Annotated in this window: 18 protein-coding genes; 6 read left to right on the forward strand and 12 right to left on the reverse strand. The window is 63.3% G+C overall.

Annotation, left to right across the window (positions count from 1 at the left end; translation table 11 throughout):
- Positions 1-123: 123 nt before the first annotated feature.
- The gene (locus AC4CS3_RS12455) at positions 124-879 is read left to right on the forward strand and encodes an ArsR/SmtB family transcription factor (RefSeq protein ID WP_078106162.1); all 756 of its coding nucleotides are present in this window, start codon (positions 124-126) and stop codon (positions 877-879) included.
- Positions 880-907: 28 nt separating this feature from the next.
- Here AC4CS3_RS12455 and AC4CS3_RS12460 read toward each other — a convergent pair whose 3' ends face one another.
- The 3 genes from AC4CS3_RS12460 to AC4CS3_RS12470 all read right to left on the reverse strand — a co-directional run bounded on the left by AC4CS3_RS12460 (position 908) and on the right by AC4CS3_RS12470 (position 3409).
- Positions 908-1261 (reverse strand): GNAT family N-acetyltransferase, encoded by a 354-nt coding sequence (locus AC4CS3_RS12460; RefSeq protein WP_490783746.1) that lies wholly within the window; start codon positions 1259-1261, stop codon positions 908-910.
- 114 nt (positions 1262-1375) lie between these two features.
- Positions 1376-2200 carry a pullulanase X25 domain-containing protein gene (locus AC4CS3_RS12465; RefSeq protein WP_490783747.1) on the reverse strand — a complete coding sequence of 275 codons (825 nt, stop codon included), beginning with the start codon at positions 2198-2200 and terminating at the stop codon, positions 1376-1378.
- A gap of 183 nt (positions 2201-2383) precedes the next feature.
- A complete protein-coding gene (locus tag AC4CS3_RS12470; protein WP_490783748.1) occupies positions 2384-3409 on the reverse strand; it encodes an adenosine deaminase in 1026 nt (341 codons plus the stop codon).
- A 475-nt stretch (positions 3410-3884) separates the two neighbouring features.
- On the opposite strand from AC4CS3_RS12470, the gene AC4CS3_RS12475 reads away from it, so the two are divergent.
- Complete coding sequence (locus AC4CS3_RS12475) at positions 3885-4790, forward strand: MSMEG_6728 family protein (protein WP_490783749.1); 906 nt, start codon at positions 3885-3887, stop codon at positions 4788-4790.
- Between the two features lie 84 nt (positions 4791-4874).
- Here the strand turns inward: AC4CS3_RS12475 and AC4CS3_RS12480 are convergent, their stop codons facing one another.
- The 4 genes from AC4CS3_RS12480 to AC4CS3_RS12495 all read right to left on the reverse strand — a co-directional run bounded on the left by AC4CS3_RS12480 (position 4875) and on the right by AC4CS3_RS12495 (position 9923).
- Positions 4875-5048, reverse strand: a complete 174-nt coding sequence (locus AC4CS3_RS12480; protein ID WP_490783750.1) for a hypothetical protein — start codon at positions 5046-5048, stop codon at positions 4875-4877.
- A gap of 1 nt (position 5049) precedes the next feature.
- Entirely contained in the window at positions 5050-5676 is a 627-nt protein-coding gene (locus AC4CS3_RS12485) for a hypothetical protein (protein WP_490783751.1), read from the reverse strand.
- 303 nt (positions 5677-5979) lie between these two features.
- Positions 5980-7317 carry a sensor domain-containing phosphodiesterase gene (locus AC4CS3_RS12490; protein WP_490783752.1) on the reverse strand — a complete coding sequence of 446 codons (1338 nt, stop codon included), beginning with the start codon at positions 7315-7317 and terminating at the stop codon, positions 5980-5982.
- A gap of 200 nt (positions 7318-7517) precedes the next feature.
- Positions 7518-9923, reverse strand: coding sequence for a Tex family protein (locus AC4CS3_RS12495; protein ID WP_490783753.1), 2406 nt, complete (start codon positions 9921-9923; stop codon positions 7518-7520).
- Positions 9924-10021: 98 nt separating this feature from the next.
- On the opposite strand from AC4CS3_RS12495, the gene AC4CS3_RS12500 reads away from it, so the two are divergent.
- A complete protein-coding gene (locus tag AC4CS3_RS12500) occupies positions 10022-10318 on the forward strand; it encodes a hypothetical protein (RefSeq protein ID WP_284751491.1) in 297 nt (98 codons plus the stop codon).
- An 82-nt stretch (positions 10319-10400) separates the two neighbouring features.
- On the opposite strand, the gene AC4CS3_RS12505 is transcribed toward AC4CS3_RS12500, so the two are convergent.
- Together AC4CS3_RS12505 and AC4CS3_RS12510 are read right to left on the reverse strand one after the other, a co-directional pair.
- Positions 10401-10838: a CBS domain-containing protein gene (locus tag AC4CS3_RS12505; RefSeq protein WP_490783754.1), complete on the reverse strand. Its 438-nt coding sequence runs from the start codon at positions 10836-10838 to the stop codon at positions 10401-10403.
- A 126-nt stretch (positions 10839-10964) separates the two neighbouring features.
- Entirely contained in the window at positions 10965-11423 is a 459-nt protein-coding gene (locus tag AC4CS3_RS12510) for a nucleoside deaminase (protein ID WP_490783755.1), read from the reverse strand.
- A 78-nt stretch (positions 11424-11501) separates the two neighbouring features.
- Here AC4CS3_RS12510 and AC4CS3_RS12515 point away from each other — a divergent pair, with 78 nt between their 5' ends.
- From AC4CS3_RS12515 to AC4CS3_RS12525, 3 genes are all read left to right on the forward strand, one after another.
- Positions 11502-11894, forward strand: a complete 393-nt coding sequence (locus AC4CS3_RS12515; RefSeq protein WP_490783756.1) for a GntR family transcriptional regulator — start codon at positions 11502-11504, stop codon at positions 11892-11894.
- The gene (locus AC4CS3_RS12520; protein ID WP_490783757.1) at positions 11891-12976 is read left to right on the forward strand and encodes a DUF1648 domain-containing protein; all 1086 of its coding nucleotides are present in this window, start codon (positions 11891-11893) and stop codon (positions 12974-12976) included. Before AC4CS3_RS12515 ends, AC4CS3_RS12520 begins: the two co-directional genes overlap by 4 nt.
- Positions 12977-13083: 107 nt before the next feature.
- Positions 13084-16746: a TM0106 family RecB-like putative nuclease gene (locus AC4CS3_RS12525; RefSeq protein WP_490783758.1), complete on the forward strand. Its 3663-nt coding sequence runs from the start codon at positions 13084-13086 to the stop codon at positions 16744-16746.
- Positions 16747-16784: 38 nt separating this feature from the next.
- Here the strand turns inward: AC4CS3_RS12525 and AC4CS3_RS12530 are convergent, their stop codons facing one another.
- The 3 genes from AC4CS3_RS12530 to AC4CS3_RS12540 all read right to left on the reverse strand — a co-directional run bounded on the left by AC4CS3_RS12530 (position 16785) and on the right by AC4CS3_RS12540 (position 19712).
- Positions 16785-17528 (reverse strand): triose-phosphate isomerase family protein, encoded by a 744-nt coding sequence (locus tag AC4CS3_RS12530; RefSeq protein WP_490783759.1) that lies wholly within the window; start codon positions 17526-17528, stop codon positions 16785-16787.
- Between the two features lie 4 nt (positions 17529-17532).
- Positions 17533-18882 carry an MFS transporter gene (locus AC4CS3_RS12535; RefSeq protein WP_490783760.1) on the reverse strand — a complete coding sequence of 450 codons (1350 nt, stop codon included), beginning with the start codon at positions 18880-18882 and terminating at the stop codon, positions 17533-17535.
- A 62-nt stretch (positions 18883-18944) separates the two neighbouring features.
- Positions 18945-19712, reverse strand: a complete 768-nt coding sequence (locus AC4CS3_RS12540) for an SDR family NAD(P)-dependent oxidoreductase (RefSeq protein ID WP_490783761.1) — start codon at positions 19710-19712, stop codon at positions 18945-18947.
- Positions 19713-19719: the final 7 nt, after the last annotated feature.

A 19719-nucleotide genomic window follows, 5' to 3' on the forward strand; every position in this document is an offset into this window, starting at 1 on the left:
GTCGACCCCCGCCAAACACCCCGACGCAACCACCACTTCAGACCCACCCGGACATGAGCCTGCCCAGTTGAAGTCCACCCGAATCCATTGACATGTGACCAAATGGTCACCTATTCTGAATGCATGGACGCCGTCTTCAAGGCACTCTCCGACCCCACCCGCAGGGATCTGCTCGACGAGCTCTTCCGCGAGGACGGGCAGACGCTCAGCGCGCTTGAAGCACGGTTCGACATGACCCGTTTCGGGATCATGAAGCACCTCAAGATCCTTGAGGAAGCCGGGCTGGTTGTGACCCGCCGTCGTGGTCGCGAAAAGCTCCACTACCTGAATCCGGTACCCATCAGGCTCGTCCACGACCGTTGGGTGAGCAAATATGCAGAACCGTGGGCCGCTGCGTTGAGCGACCTCAAGACCAGATTGGAAAGTCCCGTGGAAAAGATCTTCGAAATCTACATCAAGACCACTCCGGAGCGGCTTTGGGAAGCCATCACGGACAGCGACACCCGCAGCAAGTACCAGTTCGGCAACACCCACACCGCGGACTGGACGCCGGGCGGGCACTACGAGATGCACAATCCCAAGGCCAACGGAATGGTCCTGGGCGAAGGCGAAAACGTGGAGGTCGATCCGCCGCGCCGGCTCGTCCAGACCATGCGCGCGCTCTGGGGCGAGGACGTCAAAGCGGAGGGCACATCACGCGTCACCTGGGAGATCGAACCCGTCGGCGACTCCTGCCATTTGACCGTCACCCACAGCGACTTGCGCGAAGGCGGCAACGACCAGATCTACGGCGGTTGGCCGATGATCCTCTCCGGCCTGAAGACCTGGCTGGAGACCGGCGAGGTTCTCACGACTCCGGGTTCATTGATGTATTCATGAGGTTCGACGGCGGCGCGACCCGCCGCTCTTAGGCCCTAGCAGCCGGAACGAGGGCCGCGTTGAGGTACTCCAAATGCGCCAGCGTCGGGGCAGTCACGTTCGCCGCGTATTCCGAGTGCTTGGTGAGGAACTTCTTGATGAAAGGGCACACCGGCACGATCCCGAGTCCCTCGCTCACAGTCTCGTCCAAGGCAACTTCGGCGAGCCTGCGCGCCAGCCCTTGGCCGCCGAACTCCTCGTTGATCACCGTGTGGTAGAAAATCCGCTGCGGGGACCCGCCGTCGTCGTACGCTTTGTACGCGGCCTTACCGATCACGTGGCCATCGGCGAGCACTTCAAAGCGTTCGCGGTCAACGTTGTGGCGGAAGGTGGCATCGGTCATCGCTGGCTCCTCGGTTAGGTCCTTTTGACCTACCCTAACCTCGGAGCCCGGGCGCTTTGTTCCCAAGTTTTCTCCAAGTCCACATTGGACTTGGAGAAAACTTGGGAGTTACAACTAAGCCGTGACGATGTCGCGCGTGGTGTGGTCGTACGTGAAGGTGATCTTGCCGCCGTTGTGCTGTAGTTCGTGATTGGCACCATCACGCGCGCCGAACGCGCCGTAGTTCTCGTCCCACGAGCGGTTCAGCGCGATCTTGTAGGTGTAGAAGCCGGCTGGCAGCGTGGCGGCGAGGGTCCACACCTTGCGACGGGAATTGAACTTCATCTGCACCTCGTCGTACTGCGGAGCCCAGTCCTCCGGCGCGCCGAGAATCGTGTTGAAGTCACCGGCGATCGCGACGGCGGACGGCTGGTCGAGCTTCTCGACGGCGGCTGTCGCCTTGGGTGCCGCAGCTTTCTTGGGCGCTGCCTTGGCGGCCGGGGCCTTTTCCGCGGCTGCGTTAGCAGCCGGTGCCTTCTCTGCAGCGGGTACCTTCTTTGCCGCGGGCTTCCTGGCGGTTGCCTTCTTGACGGGGGCCGTCGGAAGCGGCGTGTCTGCCGGGACGGGAATGCCCTCAGTTAGCGCAGTGACGAACTCGTCCGGCTTGGCGAAAGCGACAGTGGCACGAAGCCCGTCGTCGGTGATGGTCCAGCCCGAACGGCCCTTAACCAACCAACCAGCTTTGACCAGCTTGGCGGTCTCCGTCGTCAGGCTCTTATGGCCCCGCGGAATCCCTCCACTGAGCAACTCACTCTCGCGCTCGTCCAGCGGGACACGCACAATCGCCTCTGCCAGGATCTCGCCGGCATTCAACGACTTCTCGGACCACGTTCCCTCAGCCAAGACGTCAAGGACGGTCTTGAGACGGGCACTGCTTTTTTCGACGGTGGACTTGGCCACTGGGTCTCCTTCAACGGCGAACATTCCTTCAGCAGTCTGCCAATGTTCTGTAAATTCTGGCGACTATTCTGGGTAAACACCGTGTGTCGTGTCCCACTATTACGCCCAAACGGTCGGCAAGTGATGGAAGGCTCTCGGGTACCGCTCAGTAGCCGGCGGTTGGGGTACCCTCGAAGGCCTCCCTTACTCCCCCGAAGCCTTCTCCCACTGCGAAACCTCGGCCAACAGTTCAGACTTCCGTGCCTCGTCCGCGAACGACGAACGCACAGAGTTCGCGGCCAGGCGGGCCCGGTCAGCAACAGACAAGCCGTGCACCGCGACCAGTTGCTCGAAGTTGTCGTCCACGTAGCCGCCAAAGTAGGCGGGATCGTCCGAATTCACACTGACATTCAGCCCGGCTGCCAGCATCGCAGGCAAAGGGTGCTCGGCGAGGGTATCCACCGCGCGCAGCCGGACGTTGGACAGGGGGCACACTGTCAGGGGAACCTGCTCAGCCACCAACCGCTCCACCAGGGCCGGATCTTCCATGCATCGGATGCCGTGGTCGATCCTCTCAGCGCCAAGCAGGTCGAGAGCCTCGTACACATACGAAGCAGGGCCTTCCTCGCCGGCGTGCGCGATCCGTCGCAGTCCGGCCTCCGCCGCGCGGCCGTAGAGTCGTTCGAACTTCGACGGCGGATTGCCCACCTCGGCCGAGTCCAAGCCGATTCCCGCAATCGGCGCCTTCATCGCGAGAAGCTGGTCTAAAACCTCCAGCGCAGATTCCTCGGACATGTCCCTCAGGAACGCGGCAATCAGGAGCGTCGAGACGCCGAACTCCTCCACCGACGTCGCGAGTGCGGATGCAACACCGTTCACGCACGTCTTCAGCGCCACTCCGCGCGAGATGTGCGCCTGCGGATCCATCATGACCTCGACGTGCCGCACGCCACCGGCCGCGGCGCGTGCCAAATAGGCCCTGGTCATGTCCGCAAAATCCTGCTCGGTGCGCAACACGGCCATGTTGGCGTAGTACAGATCCAGGAATGACTGCAGATCCGTGAACTCGTACCGTGCGCGCAGTTCGTCCAAATCCGCGTACGGAAGCTCAATCCCGTTCCGTTCCGCGAGCGCGAAAATCAGCTCGGGCTGGAGCGTCCCCTCGATGTGTAGGTGCAGTTCGGCAACCGGAGGTGCCGCCGTCGTCGTCGATTCGCCAAAAGTTTCCACCCGACAAGAGTAGGACGAATACTCAACACACCCCATCTGGGCACCCGGCAAAGCGGGGTTCAGGGAAGAAAGCGGTTGATTCCGCGCAAGAGGGACCCAAACACCGGATGGTGCTGCCAGCGGCGGGCCATTACCGCGCCGCGGGCTCGATCAACCGACCCCAGAACTGCAAGCGTCAGCCAGTTTCCGGGGCGGGTCTCCCGCCGACGCGCGGCGCTTCGGAGCGAGACAGTACAAGACAGGCATATTCCCGCCTCCGGATGTGCTCCAAGCCGGACGATCTTGGCCTCCGGATACTCGGTGCCGCAACACCAGCAAGCAAAACCGCTATGTACTTCATGACCGAATTCCGGCGCAGCTTCCATGGAACAAGTATCGCCGCCAAAGCGTTCTTCAGGGCCCCACTACCACGAGCGAGGGGAAGGCCACACCGGGCCAACTTGGATCTACGCGGTTCGGCCCCCAAACTGAAAGGATGCAGACCTTCCTCCCGTTCCCCGATTTCAAGCAAAGTGCTGCCGTCTTGGACACCGCAAGGCTAGGCAAGCAGCGTGTCGAAGCACTGCAAATCCTTCGCGCACTGGTGATCCCCGAGTTCGGCCGGCCCTCCCACCCCGCTATCCGCATGTGGATGGGCTACGTTCCCGCGCTCACCCTCTACGGCCTGGCCATGGTGGACGAATGGGTCGCCCGCGGCAATCCGGACAACACCCGCGCCAGCATCACCGAGTTCGCACCCCAGGCAGCCCACCCGGACTACGCCTCCAAGATTCCGATGCCGCCGTGGCTCGGCGACGCCGATTTCCACTTGAGCCACCGCTCCAAGCTGCTCCAGAAAGAGCCCCGCTTCTACGCCGAGCTTTTTCCGGACACTCCGAACGACCTTGAGTACCTGTGGCCCGAGCCCAGTCACGAGTTCATCCCCGAAGACCCCTACGACGACTTCATTTGGGTGCTTCGCGCTCCGGTGGGCGACGTCGAACCCGAGAAGATCGACAAGGTGGGGATGCCGGCAGCAGGCAAGGCCAAGGCCGCGAACATCGACGGCGACGGCTACCAATTCGTCTACGCTTCGGAAACGTCCCGTCGCCCGGGCAAGACCGCCCGCAAGGCCCCGAAGCAACTGGTGAAGAAGCCCACCCGCAACCGCCAGCGCCAGGACGAGGCCTTCCGGACGCTCCCCGGGAACACTCCTGTCCTTGTCCCCGTCGAGGGCGGCGCCAAGTTTGCCTTGGGCAAGATCCTCGGCCGGCCGATCACCCTGGAAGACGGCCGTTTCGGCCGCAACTTCAAGGTCACCAAGATCGTCGACCGCACGGACTTCGACTACCCGGCCTTGTTGCAGGATCCGCGGGCGTTCTTCCCGATCCCGGCACCCTAGCGGCTCGAGCTAAACGCGAACGACGGCGTCGCTCCGGTTCCTTTGAAAGGAGCCGGAGTGCCGCCGTCGTTTTAGTCGTTGCGCCTACTTGTCCTGCCGACGGACGAGCGCCCGCATAACCAAGATCTCGTAGGCCACCAAGGCGACGACCCAAATGTAGTCATACCAGCGGGCGTCGAATCGAACGAGCAACGCCAGCAGCCCAAGCGCTGCAACCAACTGGGTCGTGATGATGGCCCTCCAAGGCGTGGTTTTCACCTTATCCACAAGAAATGACCACCCCTCCTGCCGCGAAAAGGACACCCGCACCGTAAGCGGCCCAACCGATTGCTCCTATCGGTCCCATAAGGGACACGATTACTCCAGACCCTGCATACGCACATCCTATTGACACCAGTCCGCCACGGGGAATCAAATCGGGGTTATAGTGTGCAACATGGCGGCCCGAGATGTAGGTGTCAAGCCAGCCGTGACAGGCCAGGATCTCCTTGCCGTTCCATCCTATGGTGACTCCGTTATAACCCGTGCAGTAGTAGTCATACCGTCCCGTCGACATAGGGGCAATGGCGCCGCCGGGTGCCTTTTTATATGCCAGGAAGTGTCCACCGGAAAAGTCGCCCCGTCCTTCAAGCCGGATTTTTAGCGCCGCTTGCGTCTCCGAGACTTGAGGACTTTCAAGGAGCAAAGCTAGACGGTTGCTATCACCGTCGAACGCCTCAGAAATCGCGGTTTGAATCTGTTCAGGTGTTTGCAACTGCGACGTTGTTTTTGGCTGCGGGGGCGCTGGAACAGTTGCAGCCATTGCGCCGTTCATTCCACCGACCAAAAGAGCGGCACTTGTCACCACAACCGTAATGACGCTCCGTATTTTCTTCCCAATGCCCATTTCTCTCCCCTTTGAGTTGTAGCAAGTGAGTGACCATCGTAGTTGCATTTGTTAGAGGAAAGTTGCGACTAGGTGCTGATAGTGCCGAATTGAGTGTTGTTTGGCGGCAAAATGAGTATTCCTGCTTGGTACGAATGAGTAGTTTCATCGAAGATGGCCGTTAGGCCCTTTGGTCAGGCCATCCCCTAACGCAACTAACTCGCAGTAGGTGTCGTTCTCAAGCTTCAAAACGACACCTGCTGCGTGGGCCCACGCCGCCAGGGTTCCCTGGCCGAGCTTGCGAGGCGAGGGTGGCGGTGGGGACTAATTGGGCCCGGGCTTCATCGATGTCTTCGGTCTTTCCCGGTGCTGGAACGCCTCATCCCACTGTGCCCATTCCTCCGGCCGCACCGAGGGCCGGCCCAGCAGGTAGCCCTGCCCGGCGGTCATGCCGAGCTCCGCCACCGCGCTTAACTCAGCTTCGGTTTCGATCCCTTCGGCGACCAAGGCTGCCCCGATTTCCTTCGCGAAGCCGACCATGGCCGCCCCCAGGGCCCGCTGGCCCGGGTCCGTGTCAATGCCGGCGATGATCTCCCTGTCCAGCTTGATCACATCGGGCTTGAGCCACAGGACGTGGCGCATGGAAGCAAAACCTGCGCCCGCGTCATCAACGGCGATCCTCAAGCCGCGGCAGCGCAAAGGTGCAAGTGCCGCTGCGAGAGGGCCGTAATCCACGACGTGGTGGCGTTCCGTCACCTCGAGCACGATTCTGCCCGTCGATATTCCAGAGTCCGCGAGAATATCGGAGAGTCTCGCGTCAAGGCATGCCCGGGGTGAGAGATTGACGGAAACCGATAACGCGAGTGGCAGCCCCTTCGCAGCTGCGAGCGCGCTCTCGAGGGCAAGAATCTCAAGCTCAACATCCAGTTCGACGGCGGTAGCCTCAGCGAACATCACCTCCGGGGAAATACCCGGAGAGCCCGGGAACCGGGTCAAGGCTTCGGCCCCAACGATTGAGTGCGATTCCAGGGAGCGGATGGGTTGGAATGCCGTCATCAAGGAACGTCCGGCGAGCACCGCCTCGATCCGGCTCCTGATCTCGCCAGTAGCCAGCGTGTCCGCGGTCCCGGGATCGAGGGCCCTGCTGGTTCCTTCGAAACCGTTGGGTCGGCCGACGGCGTCACGAAGTGCCCTTCCTGAAACTTCGACCAGGACCTTGTTGCCGTCCTTGTGGCGGCACACGGCTCGGAGTCCGGCCCAACCGGCAGCTTCGTCCTGGCTCGAAGTCCTGAACTGCAGGGCGTCGGCCAGATCCTCAGGATCGATGATCAGACTGAAATGCCTGCCCAACAGTTCGGAAGGCTCGTACCCGGTCAAATCCACGCCCGCCGGGCTGGAGAAGGTGAAGCGCCCGTCGGGTCCTATTGCCCACAACCACTCCCGGCTGGTGGTCAGCACCGTATCCATCAAGCGGGTGGTCCGGGACGCTTCAGCCCGCTCCCGGAGCTGCTGGCGCACCAAAGAAAATGATGCGAAAACCACTGCCGGGACCACGAGCAACGAAAAAGCATCCGAAATCCAGACCGGCCATCCCCAGGCTTCCCAAGAATCATCGCCGAAGAGGTAGGGCAGCCCCACCGCCAAGGCAACACACAACTCCATGGCGAAGATGGCATACAACCACCATCTAGGCCTGAACGTCCGTGTCCTCTTCCCCTGCCCGCGCGTTCGAATCATGGCCCCCCCTGGCACAAGCTAACGCTGCTGATCTCCTACATGATGCCACTCATACGTCGGGAATCAGCAGCATCCCTTCAGAATGATCAGCTTTTGGGTGCCGGGGCCGGACGACGGGTATGCGGCTACTTCCCCAACCCGGCCCGCCGCAACGCTTCGGCCATGGCCGTATTGACCGGCGCTTGAGGAGCCGCCTTCGCAGGAACCGCCTTGCGAGCAGGCGCACCCTTAGCAAGAACCGCCTTCGCGGACTGTCCACCCTGCGGCGCCGCCGGGCGCCGCTCGCGCTCGCCGCCACGCCCGCCGCCCCGCGGACCGGACCCGCCCGCGGTGCCGGGTTCGTCGTCGAGCCTGAGGGTGAGCGAAATGCGCTTCCGCTCCGGATCCGCCTCAAGGACCTTCACGCGGACGACCTGTCCGGACTTCACGATCTCGCGGGGATCGGACACGAACTTGTTGGACAACGCGGACACGTGGACCAGACCGTCCTGGTGTACCCCGACATCAACGAAAGCCCCGAACGCCGCCACATTGGTGACGGTGCCTTCCAAGATCATGCCGGGCTTGAGGTCGGAAATCTTCTCGATGCCCTCGGAGAATGTCGCTGCGGCGAATGCCGGCCGGGGGTCGCGGCCCGGCTTTTCGAGCTCGGACATGATGTCGCGCACCGTGGGCAGGCCGAACGTCCCGTCCACGAATGCCTGCGGATCGAGCGAGGACACGGCAGTTCCATGCGCGGCGGCAACGATCTTCCGGGCTACCGAATAAGCTTCCGGGTGGACACTGGACGCGTCGAGCGGTTCCGCTCCCCCGGTGATCCGCAGGAAGCCCGCGCACTGCTCAAAAGCCTTGGCACCCAGCCGCGGCACCTTCTTGAGGTCGGCCCGCTTAGCGAAGGGGCCGTTCTCGTTGCGGTACGCCACGATGTTTTCGCTGAGAAGCGGCCCGACGCCGGCCACCCGGGCCAGCAGCGCGGGCGACGCCGTGTTCACGTCCACGCCCACCGCATTCACGCAGTCCTCGACGACGGCGTCCAGCGAACGGTCGAGCTTGGCAGCCGTGACATCGTGCTGGTACTGCCCTACGCCGATCGACTTCGGTTCGATCTTCACCAATTCGGCCAGCGGATCCTGCAAGCGTCGGGCGATGGAAACGGCTCCGCGCAAGGACACGTCCATGCCGGGCAGTTCCGCGGCCGCGAGCGCAGACGCCGAGTACACGGAAGCACCAGCCTCGGAGACCACGAGTTTCTGCAGCGTCGGCCCGCCGGATGCTGCCAGCGACTTGATGAGCTGAACGGCGAGCTTGTCGGTTTCGCGCGACGCCGTGCCGTTGCCGATCGCGACGAGCTCGACGCCGTGCTGACGCGCCAAGCGCTCCAGCGTCACCAAGGCCTCGTCCCACTTCTTGGCCGGGGCGTGGGGATAGACGGTGTCGGTGGCTACGACTTTGCCGGTGCCATCGACGACGGCCACCTTCACCCCGGTGCGCAGTCCAGGGTCCAGGCCCAGCGTGGCGCGGTTTCCAGCAGGAGCCGCAAGGAGCACGTCGCGGAGGTTGGCCGCGAAGACCCGCACGGCCTCGTCCTCGGCCTGCGCGAACATGCGGCCGCGCAGGTCATTGCTCAGGCGGTCCAGGATGCGCGAGCGCCAGGCGATCTGTGCGGTCTGCACAAGCCACGAATCGGCGGGCCGGCCACGATCGACAACCCCGAGGCACTTGGCCACAGCGTTCTCGTACCGGCCACGCGCGGCGGCCAGGGCGTCGTCGTCGGCTGGTTCTGCTTCGGCGAGATCAAGCTCAAGGACGCCGTCGTTCTCGCCGCGCAGGAGCGCGAGCACGCGGTGGCCGGGCATGCCGGAAGGCACTTGGGAGAACTCGAAGTAGTCCTTGAACTTTTGCCCCTCGAGTTCCTGGCCCTTCTTCACGCGCGACACCATCCGCCCCTGCGTCCACAGCCGCTCGCGCAGCGTTTCGGCGAGATCGGGGTCCTGGGAGACCCGCTCCACTAGGATCGATCGGGCACCGGCAAGCGCCGCGGAGGCATCGTCGATGGAGTGCTCGGCGTTGAGGTACTTGGCGGCCTCACGCTCAGGCTCAAGCTGCGGGTTCGCGAGGAGCGCATCGGCGAGCGGTTCGAGGCCGGCTTCGCGGGCGATCTGCGCTTTGGTGCGGCGCTTGGATTTGAAGGGCAGGTAGATGTCTTCCAGCCGGGATTTGGTATCCGCGCCGACGACGGCGGCCTCCAGTTCCGGAGTCAGCTTGCCTTGAGCGGCAATCGCCTCAAGCACCGTTCGACGGCGGTCCTCCAGGTCCCGCAGATACCGGAGCCGTTCCTCGAGCTCGCGCAACTGGGTGTCATCGAGCGTCCCGGTGACTTCCTTGCGGTACCGGGCGATAAACGGAACGGTGGATCCGGCGTCGAGCAAGTCAACCGCGGCCTTGACCTGCCAGGCCTTCACACCGAGCTCGTCGGCGATCAAGGTGTGGATGGCGGCGTCTGCTGACTGGTGCTGTGGAAGATGAGTCACCCTGACATTTTGCCCTACCTAAAGACGGCGCGGAGTGCTGTAGTTGAAAGAGCCGCCGTTGATCCGGTCAGGAATGCTACTCAAGGAAGAGGCGCATCATGCAAGAACTGCTCATCATCCTGCAGGACGGCTTTGACTCCGACGACGTAGAAGTCACCGTCAACCACAAAGAGGCTCACCACGAGCGCGATGTATCGACCAGGGAGATGCTGGGAATGGCGGCGGAGATATCCGTGGAGTTGCCTGCGAAGGGATCCACAGTGGGCGTCGAGGTCACCAGCCGTCAGTTGAGCGCAAGCAAGAAACTGCATGGAAAAGCAAAGAGCCTGCTGGTTTCCATTGAGGACGGGGAACTGGTGATGCGGGAAGGCACGGGGCGGGAAGCGTTTCTCTAGCTTCCGGCACTCAAGTCCTGACCCGCATAGGGAAGCGCCACGGCCGGCGGGCCGTGACGCTTGATGGGTGCGAAAGTTGCAGTTAGCCCAGTTGCGCCATGGGGGTTTTGGCGGAGATGTGCTCCACCAATTCGCCTACGCGCTCCTCGGTGTAGTTGCGGGCGATGTCGCCCTGGCTGATGATACCCACCAACTTGTGGTCGGTGATGACCGGAAGGCGCCGGACCTGGTGCTTCTCCATTAGGTCGATGGCGGCGTCGATGCTGGCATCGGCATCGATCCAGATCGGCGTGCCCTGGGCGAGATCCGCCGCGGTCAGCCGGTCAACATCCAATCCCTCAGCAACGCACTTGACCACAATGTCGCGGTCAGTGATGAATCCTTTGAGCTTTCCATCGCTGCCGCAGATCGGCAGGGACCCGACGTCCAGATCGCGCATCAGGACAGCCGCGTCACGCAGCGGCTGCTCTTCCTTGACGCACTGGGCATTGGTGGACATGAATTCGCGCACAACACTCATGAGTCCTCCTTGATCGATTGGGTATCGACGCGGACCCCCCGGCACCGACGCCGATGCTGTCAGCCTACGCTTGGGGTTTGGCTGTGGCCAGATTCTTTTTGCTCCCGCCGGACTTACTCGGCTGGATTACTCAGCGATGTCCTCCGCCCACAGTTCCGGATTCTCTTCCTGGAACGTGCGCATCATGTCCACGCACCGCTGGTCATCGAGGACCACCACCTCCACGCCTCTGGACCGCAGCAGCTCGAATTCGCCGCCGAAGGTGCGGGCCTCCCCCACCACCACGCGCGGGATTTTGAACTGGATGATAGTGCCCGTGCACATGGCACACGGTGCGAGGGTCGTGTAGAGGGTGGTGTCCCGGTAGCTCTTCTGGCGGCCGGCTGCGCGGAGGGCAGACATTTCCCCGTGCGCGATGGGATCGCCGTTCTGGACGCGTTCGTTGTGCCCGCTGGCGATCACCACGCCACCACGGGCGAGCGCTGCGCCGATGGGAATGCCGCCTTCGCGAAGGCTCTTTTGGGCTGCCTGGTATGCGGCTTCGAAGGCGGGGTCTTGGGAGGTTGGGGCGTCAGACTGGGTCATTCGGAGCCTGCTTTCCGGAGGTGGGGATCTTCCGCTACTTGTTCTATAACTTATATAATAAAGACGGAGGTGTGAGTGATGATCCTCAACGTAGACCTAGCCAGCGACGTGCCGATCTACCAGCAGTTGCGGGACCAGATCGTGGAGGCGATCGCCGACGGCGTGCTGGCCGAGGGCAGCTCGTTGCCGGCCACCAGGACGCTCGCCGCGGACTTCGGGATCAACTTCCACACCGTGAACAAAGCCTATGACCTGTTGCGCCAGCAGGGCCTGATCCAGCTCAACCGCAAGACCGGCGCGGTGGTGACCCCGACGGTCGCGGACCCGTCGTTTGGCGCGGAATGGACCACGAGGGCACGGACCCTGCTGGCCGAAGCCGTCGCGAGGGGACTATCGGCCGACGAAGTTCTCAAGTCCTGCCGGTCGATACTCGATTCATTTGGAACCACGCAGCCAGAGGAAACACCATGACCGTTGCCATTGTCTTGAGCTCCGCGTTGGCGGCACTGGTGCTCGCCATCGCACTGGTCCTGCCCGCGATCAACAGCCCGACGGTTCCCTTCGGGGTCCGCGTACCGGCCCAGCGTGCCGACGACCCAACCGTGGTCAGGCAGACCCGCATCTATCGTTGGCGGGTTCTCCTGAGCGGGATCGTCGCCATCGGGGTCTGCCTAGCCATCTACGGCATGACAGGCGAAACGTTGCTCCTACCGCTGTCGGTGCTGGTGCTCGTCGGCTTCTGGTACGGCTGCTTCTTCCTTGCCAACCACGAAATCCGGGCCGCTAAGGCCGCCGGGGGTTGGTATGAGGGCGTGCACCAGGTCGTCGCGGTAGACACCGAATTGCGGACCGATCCACCGCGTTTTCCCTGGCTCTGGCTGGCACCGGCATTGATCATCACTATCGCCACTGTGGTGATCGGCGTGATCAGCTACCCGTCGATGCCAGACGTGCTCGCGGTGCACTACGGTGCGAAAGGAATGCCTAATCGATTGGCCGCCAAATCGATCGGCACCGCCTTCTCCCTGGTATTCGTGCAAATCGGCGTGACCGCGCTGCTCGTGGGTATCGCGGCTGCGATCCTCTTCCGCAGCCGGCCCGACATCGACCCGGCGCACCCGGCAGGCTCCGCGCATTGGCACCGCCGGTACATGCTGCTGGGCGCCAAGGCACTCCTCGGATTGCTGGCGATGATCGACCTGGCGATGCTGGGATCATCGTTGCTGATGTGGACGGGCACTGTCACGCCGTGGGCGCCGCTGGTGGTCGCGCTCCCGATCCTGGCCGCCGTCGCGGTCGCCGTCGTCGTCTTCGCCAGGAACAACCGCGCGCGTGACGAGGGCGAGGAGGACACCGGGCTAACCCACCGGGAGGACGACAAATACTGGCGGAGCGGCTTGTTCTACGTCAACCGCGAAGACCACGCGCTGATGGTTCCGCGGCGCTTCGGCCTGGGATGGACCCTCAACTTCGGCAATCCCAGGGCAGCCATGATCCTGGCCGGCGTGGTCGCGCTCATCGGCCTGGTGATCACCCTCCGTTTCAGCGGCTGACCCCACTGCGCTGACCCCTGCTGCTCTGATCCCCTACTGCCAGGACTGCCTTACTGTCGGACCGCACTGATAGCTTGGCTTCATCAGCTCAACGGTCTGGGGGCACGGTGTTTTTTCTCGATTCAGTAGACGCGGGGCACGAGCGGGATCTGGTGTTTTCCGCCAGCGACCTCGTCACGGCCTCAACGTGCGAGTACCAGTTGCTGCGCAAGTTGGATGAGAAGCTGGGCCTCTCGCAGAAGCCGTCCTCCGCCGTCGACGAAATGCTGGAGCGGACCGCCGCGCTGGGCGACGTTCACGAGCACAGGGTGCTGGACCGTTTCGTGGCCGAGTTCGGCACCTGGGATCCGCTGACGCGCGCGGGCGTGTTCGACGTCGTTCCCGCCGACGCGATGGACCGCGCCACTCTGAAAGCCAAGCATGCGGAATCGATCGAGGCGTTGCGATCGGGCGCGGATGTGGTCTTCCAGGCGGCATTCTTCGACGGCCAGTTTCACGGACGGTCCGATTTCCTCGTCAAACAGCCGGACGGCAGCTACGCGGTGTACGACACCAAGCTCGCCCGCCACGCCAAGGTCACTGCACTGCTGCAACTGGCTGCCTACGGCGACCAGCTGCTCAAGGCGGGAATCACTCCGGCCCCGGATCTGACCCTTGTTCTCGGGGCTACCATCCAGCGGGACGCTGCCGGATCGGACGCCGGCGGCTTCGACTACGTGCACAGCGACCACCGGCTCGCCGATGTCCTGCCGGTGTTCCGTGAACGCCGGGACCGCTTCCTCACATTGACGGACGCGCACCGATCGCGGTTGGAGCCTATCCAATGGGGCACGCCCGGAGTCACCGCGTGCGGGCGCTGCGACTACTGCAAAGAACAAGTGCGCCTCAACCGGGACCTGCTGATGGTGGCGGGGATGAGGATCACTCGGCGCAAGAAGCTCATGGAAAACGGCATCTTCACTATCGACGCCCTTGCCGAGATGCCCGACGCCGCGGATTCCGCCACGCGGCGACTGCAGGAACAAGCCCGACTGCAAACCGGAACAGCCGCACCCGATGGCACAGTCAATTACACCGACAAGACGGGAACTGCGAAGAGCATCAGCTACTCCGTCCTGGCGTCCAACTCCCTGGCCCGGCTCCCCCGGCCCGACGCGGGAGACATCTTCTTCGACTTCGAGGGAGACCCCCTGTGGCAAGACCCGGTAACGGGCCGCTGGGGACTGGAGTACTTGTTCGGGGTCGTGGAAAATCCGACGGAGCCGGGCGGATCTCCGGTGTTCAAACCGTTCTGGGCACATTCCCGGGCTGAGGAACGGCAGGCGTTCATCGATTTCCTCGACTACGTGGAAGAACGCCGCATGAAGTATCCGGACATGCGGATCTATCACTACGCGGCCTATGAGAAAACCGCGCTGCGGAACCTATCGGTCATCCACACCGTGGGCGAAGCCGCCGTGGACAACCTCCTACGCGGAGGCGTGTTGGTGGACCTCTACGACACCGTGCGGCACAGCATCCGCATCTCTGAAGACTCCTACAGCATCAAGAAACTCGAGCCCCTGTATATGGGCAAGCATTTGCGTTCGGGCGACGTGACCGACGCCGGAGCCTCCGTGGTTGCCTACGCCAACTACTGCACGGCCCGGGACGCGAACCGCGACGATGAAGCGGCAACCATCCTGGCGGGCATCTCCGACTACAACGAATACGACTGCCTCTCCACCCTGGAACTGCGGAATTGGCTGCTGGGCTTGGCAGCGGAACGCTCCATTGAGCCCGGTTTTCCGGCCGCTTCGGGACCCGAGCTACCCGCGGAGACCGAGCCAGACAAGTACGAGGCCGCGCCCGAGGAAACAGCCCTCCTCGACTACCTTGCGGAATTGCCGGACGATTCCCTCCGCTCCAACGACAACCGGGCGGTGGCCATGGTGGCGGCCGCGGTCGGCTTTCACCGGCGTGAGGACAAGCAATTCTGGTGGGGACACTTCGACCGCCTGGACCGGCCTGTCTCCGAATGGGAAGACACGAGCGACTGCTTCATCGTGGAAGGCGGCGAAGTGCTGGAAGACTGGGCCAAGCCGACTCCCCGCAGCAACCCGGCACGGAAGGTACGGCTGTTCGGCCACGCCGCCGATGGCTCCGGTTTCGCGCCCGGTAAGAAGTACTTCCGGATGTACGAGCCGCCACTTCCCGACGCCTTCCTCGGCAAGAACGAAAGCACGCTCGGCAGATCGGGAATGTCCGGCACTGAGGTAATCGAGGTTGGCGATCCCGACGCCCTTGATGACGGCGGCGCGCTTTCAGGGCCCGACGACGGCGCCTCGGATGTCGTGACCATCTCGGAGCGACTGCCCAAGGGTGCCGCCGAATACTCGCAGCTTCCCATGGCTCTGACGCCCGACGCTCCAGTCAATACGGACGGGCAGAGGAAGGCCTTGAGCGAACTGGCCGTCAAGCTTCGTTCCAGTCTGCCGTCATGGCCCAAGGATCCGGCGTTGGACTTGTTACGCCGTATCCGGCCGAGACTGGCCGCGCTTCCGGAACTGCCCGCCGTCGGATCCGGCGACGATGCATATGTGGACGCCATCACCGCCGCAGTATCGGATCTGGACCAGTCATACCTGGCCGTACAGGGCCCGCCAGGAACGGGCAAGACGTACGTTGGCTCGCACGTTGTCGCGCGGCTGGTGCGTGCGGGCTGGAAGGTAGGGGTTGTTGCACAGTCCCATGCGGTAGTCGAAAACGTGCTCCATGCCGCGGTGAAGGCCGGGGTGGATCCTACGCTCATCGCCAAGGAAATGAAGCATGATGACCCCGTTCCGTGGGACCAGCAGTCCAAGGATGACCTTGAGCGGCTTCTGGCCTCCGAGGAAGGCTGCTTGATCGGCGGCACAGCGTGGACCATGACGGGCCGGACCGTTCCTGCTGGATCCTTGGACTTACTGGTGATCGACGAAGCCGGGCAGTTCTCGCTCGCCAACACTCTCGCGGTGAGCCGGGCAACGAAGCGACTGCTGCTCCTCGGCGACCCGCAGCAACTACCCCAAGTCACCCAGGGCAAGCACCCCGAACCGGTCGATGAGTCCGCACTCGGCTGGCTGGCCAACGGCATGCACACGCTCCCCGCGGAGCTCGGCTACTTCCTGGCGACGTCGTGGCGCATGCACCCGGATCTGTGCGCTGCGGTGTCGGAGCTGTCCTACGATGGTCGGCTGCATTCAGCACCGGCTGCTTCGACGCGGCGTCTGTCCGGAGTTCGGGCCGGCGTCGAGTGCGTTTACGTCCAGCACAGTGGCAATTCCACGCAGTCTCCGGAAGAAGCCGCGGAGGTAGTCCGCCAAGTCAGGGCACACCTTGGCCTGGCTTGGCTGGATCCGCGGGAATCAGCCGAGGAACGGCCACTGCTTGAAAAGGACATCCTCGTGGTTGCTGCTTATAACGCCCAAGTGCAGCTCATCCAGCACGAACTGAGGGCGGCTGGACTTCGCGGCGTGCGGGTCGGGACCGTGGACAAGTTCCAGGGCCAGGAAGCTCCCGTGGTGATCGTGTCCATGGCTGCATCCGCTGCCGCCGAGGTGCCCCGCGGCATGGAGTTCCTACTCTCGCGCAACCGGATCAATGTGGCGGTGTCGCGCGGTCAGTGGCGGGCCGTCGTCGTACGCTCACCGGAGCTGACCAACTACCTGCCCACCCAACCAGAAGGGCTGGAGCACCTGGGCGGTTTTGTGGGACTGTGCCAGCGCAGCAGCCCAACTGACTCGCACTAGTTGTCGTTATGAGGGCTGAAAACGACAACAACTGCGTGTCAGTTGGGCAAGCCCAGCGCTTCGTCCAAGACCGTCCCGAAGTTCGCCGCGTCGTGGGCGAAGCGGCCTAGGAAAAGTCCAGACACGCCCCGCAGTTCAGGCAGGAGCCCCGGTTTGGCGGAGCCACCGTAAATGATCGGCAGCCCGGCGAGGCCATGTTCGGCGAGCAAGCCCCGGAGGTGATCGACGACGTCGGACACGTAAGCCGCGCCGGCTGGCTCGGCAGCGCCGATGGCCCACACCGGTTCGTACGCGATAACCAGGCAGACCGCCGTCGCCCAGTCGTCCCGTACAGCGGCCGAGATCTGCCTGAACACGAACGACGCCGACACTGCCGGATCGGCGACGGCCTCCTCGCCGACGCACAGCAGCGGGGTCAACCCTGCATCCACCGCGGCCCGGACCTTCAATGCGACCACGGCGTCGTCCTCGCTGAAGTGCCGGCGTCGTTCCGCGTGTCCGATCTCCACGAGCCGCACACCGAGCTCCGCCAGCAGCGACGGTGACACTTCACCCGTCCACGGACCCTCAGCCCAGCCACAGTTCTGCGCGCCCAGGCGCAGCGAAGAGCCTTCCAGAATCCGGACGGCGTCCGGCAACATGGGGAACGACGGGATCACAAACGGGACCACCCGTCCGGCCGCAAGGGCCGGACGGGCGTCCACTTCACTTCGCACTTGCTCCAGCCAAGACATGCTGTGCCGGTAGCCCATGTACATCTTGGTGCTGACCCCGATGTACAACGGGCTACTTGCCCAGGAGATCGTCGGCCTTGTTCCTGAATGCCCGGGTGCCGTACATCATGGCGGCCGCCAGGAAGGGCAGGATTCCGAGGGCGTAAACCCCGGCGGATCCGGTGGGGTCTGCCGTGGCGCTGTTGACCGCGGTCCGAAGGATCGGAGCCACGAAACCGCCAAGGTTGCCCAGCGAGTTGATCAAGCCGATGCCGGCCGCGGCTGCCGAACCGGCAAGGAACGCCGTAGGGTAGGCCCAGACGACCGGCCCGACTGCGAGGAAGCTACATACCGCGAGGGTAATGAAGATCATCCCCAGCACCGGCTGGTGGTTGGTGCCGGCCCACGCCGAACCGAGGATGCACAGACCTGTCGATACGAACAGCACCGTGCCGAACATGCGTCGCTTTGCAACCGTGTTGGCTGCCCGGCCGATCAGGTAGCAGGAGAAGATTCCGAAGAACCACGGAACCGCGATCAGCAGGCCGACGGCGAGGCCCACCTTCTGGCCTGTCAGAGAAGAAACCTGCTGCGGGAGGAAGAAGGTGACGCCGTAAACGGCGATCTGCAGGCAGAAGTAGATGAGGGTGAAGTACCAGACGCGGCCGTTGCGCATCGCGGCGAACACGCCCCGCGGCCCGGTTTCATCCTTGACCGTGTCCTCTTGAGTCATGATCTCCTTGAGCGCGAACTTCTCGTCAACGTTGAGGAACTTGGCCTTCTCCGGGCCGTTGATCAGGAAGAAGAACGCCGCAATGCCAGCGAGCACCGCCAGGATGCCCTCGGTGAAAAACATGACCTGCCAGCCGCGGACGCCGGGAAGCTGGTCGCCGATGTTGATGAGCCAGCCCGAGAGCGGGTTGCCGATCATTTGGGAGAACGGCTGCGCGAGGTAGAAGATCGCGAACATCTGCACGCGCACCTTGTTCGGGAACCACTCGGCCAGGTACATGATGACGCCCGGGAACAGGCCCGCCTCGGTCACCCCGAGCAGGAACCGCAGGATCACGAAGGACGTCTCACCCTGCACGAACGCAAAGCAAGCAGAAACGATGCCCCACGTGATCGCGATTCGGGCAAGCCAGATCTTCGCGCCGACCTTCTTGAGCAGCAGGTTGCTGGGGATTTCAAAGATCGCGTAACCGATGAAGAAGATACCGGCACCGAGCGCGAACGCCCCGGCCGAGACGCCTTTGTCAGCGCCGAGCGCAGCTTCGGCGAAACCGACATTGGTGCGGTCAAGGAAGGAGACCACATAGAGGATGACCAGCATCGGCATGAGCCGGAAGGCAGCCTTGCGGATCGCCGATTTCAGGACCGGCGAATCCAGCATCTCCTTCGTGGACGTTGTTACAGCGGACATCGAAACTCCTCGTTGAGTAATCAGTGTTGAGAAATCAGTGTTGAGTAGTCAGGTTTCAGGCATTAGTGCATGTACAGGCCGCCGTCGACATTCAGCGTCTGGCCCGAGATGTAGCCGGAGTCTTCGCTGATGAGGAAGGCGATGGCGGCAGCGATGTCCCGGGTGGAGCCCACGCGGTTCACCACGAGGTCCTTGGTGAGTTCGTCCTTGCGTTCCTCGCTGAGGGTGCCGCCCATGATGTCGGTGTCTATGGGGCCGGGAGAAATGGCGTTGACGGTGATGTCGTACTCCCCCAGTTCACGGGCGGTGGCGCGGGTCAGCCCGATGACTCCGGCTTTGGCTACCGAGTACGGGGTTTTGGAGAACGTCCCGCCGCCGCGCTGTGCGGAAACCGAGGAGATGTTCACGATGCGTCCGATCCGGTTCTTGACCATGGATTCGGCCACGCGGCGGGTGGCGTAGTGGACGCCGTTGAGGTTGATGCTCAGGACACGGTTCCATTCGGCGGGCTCGAGTTCCAGGTACGGAATTGGTGAGCTGACGCCTGCGACGTTGGCCAGGGCTACGATTTGCGGCAACTCGGCCTCGAGCGTGTCGATCGCCGAGCGCACGGATGCTTCATCGGCCACGTTGGCGCCCACGCCATAGGCCTGCACGCCATATTCGGCGGCGATTTCCTTGGCGGTGCTCTGGCAGAGGGCGTCGTCGAGGTCGATGATGCCGATGTTCCAGCCCTGTGCTGCGAGGTAGTTGACGGTAGCCCGGCCGATGCCGCGCTCGGAAACGGCGCCGGTGACGATCGCCGTGCGTTCTGCGGGGAAGGTGCTCATGGGTATT

Source organism: Arthrobacter sp. SE2, assembly GCF_058244265.1.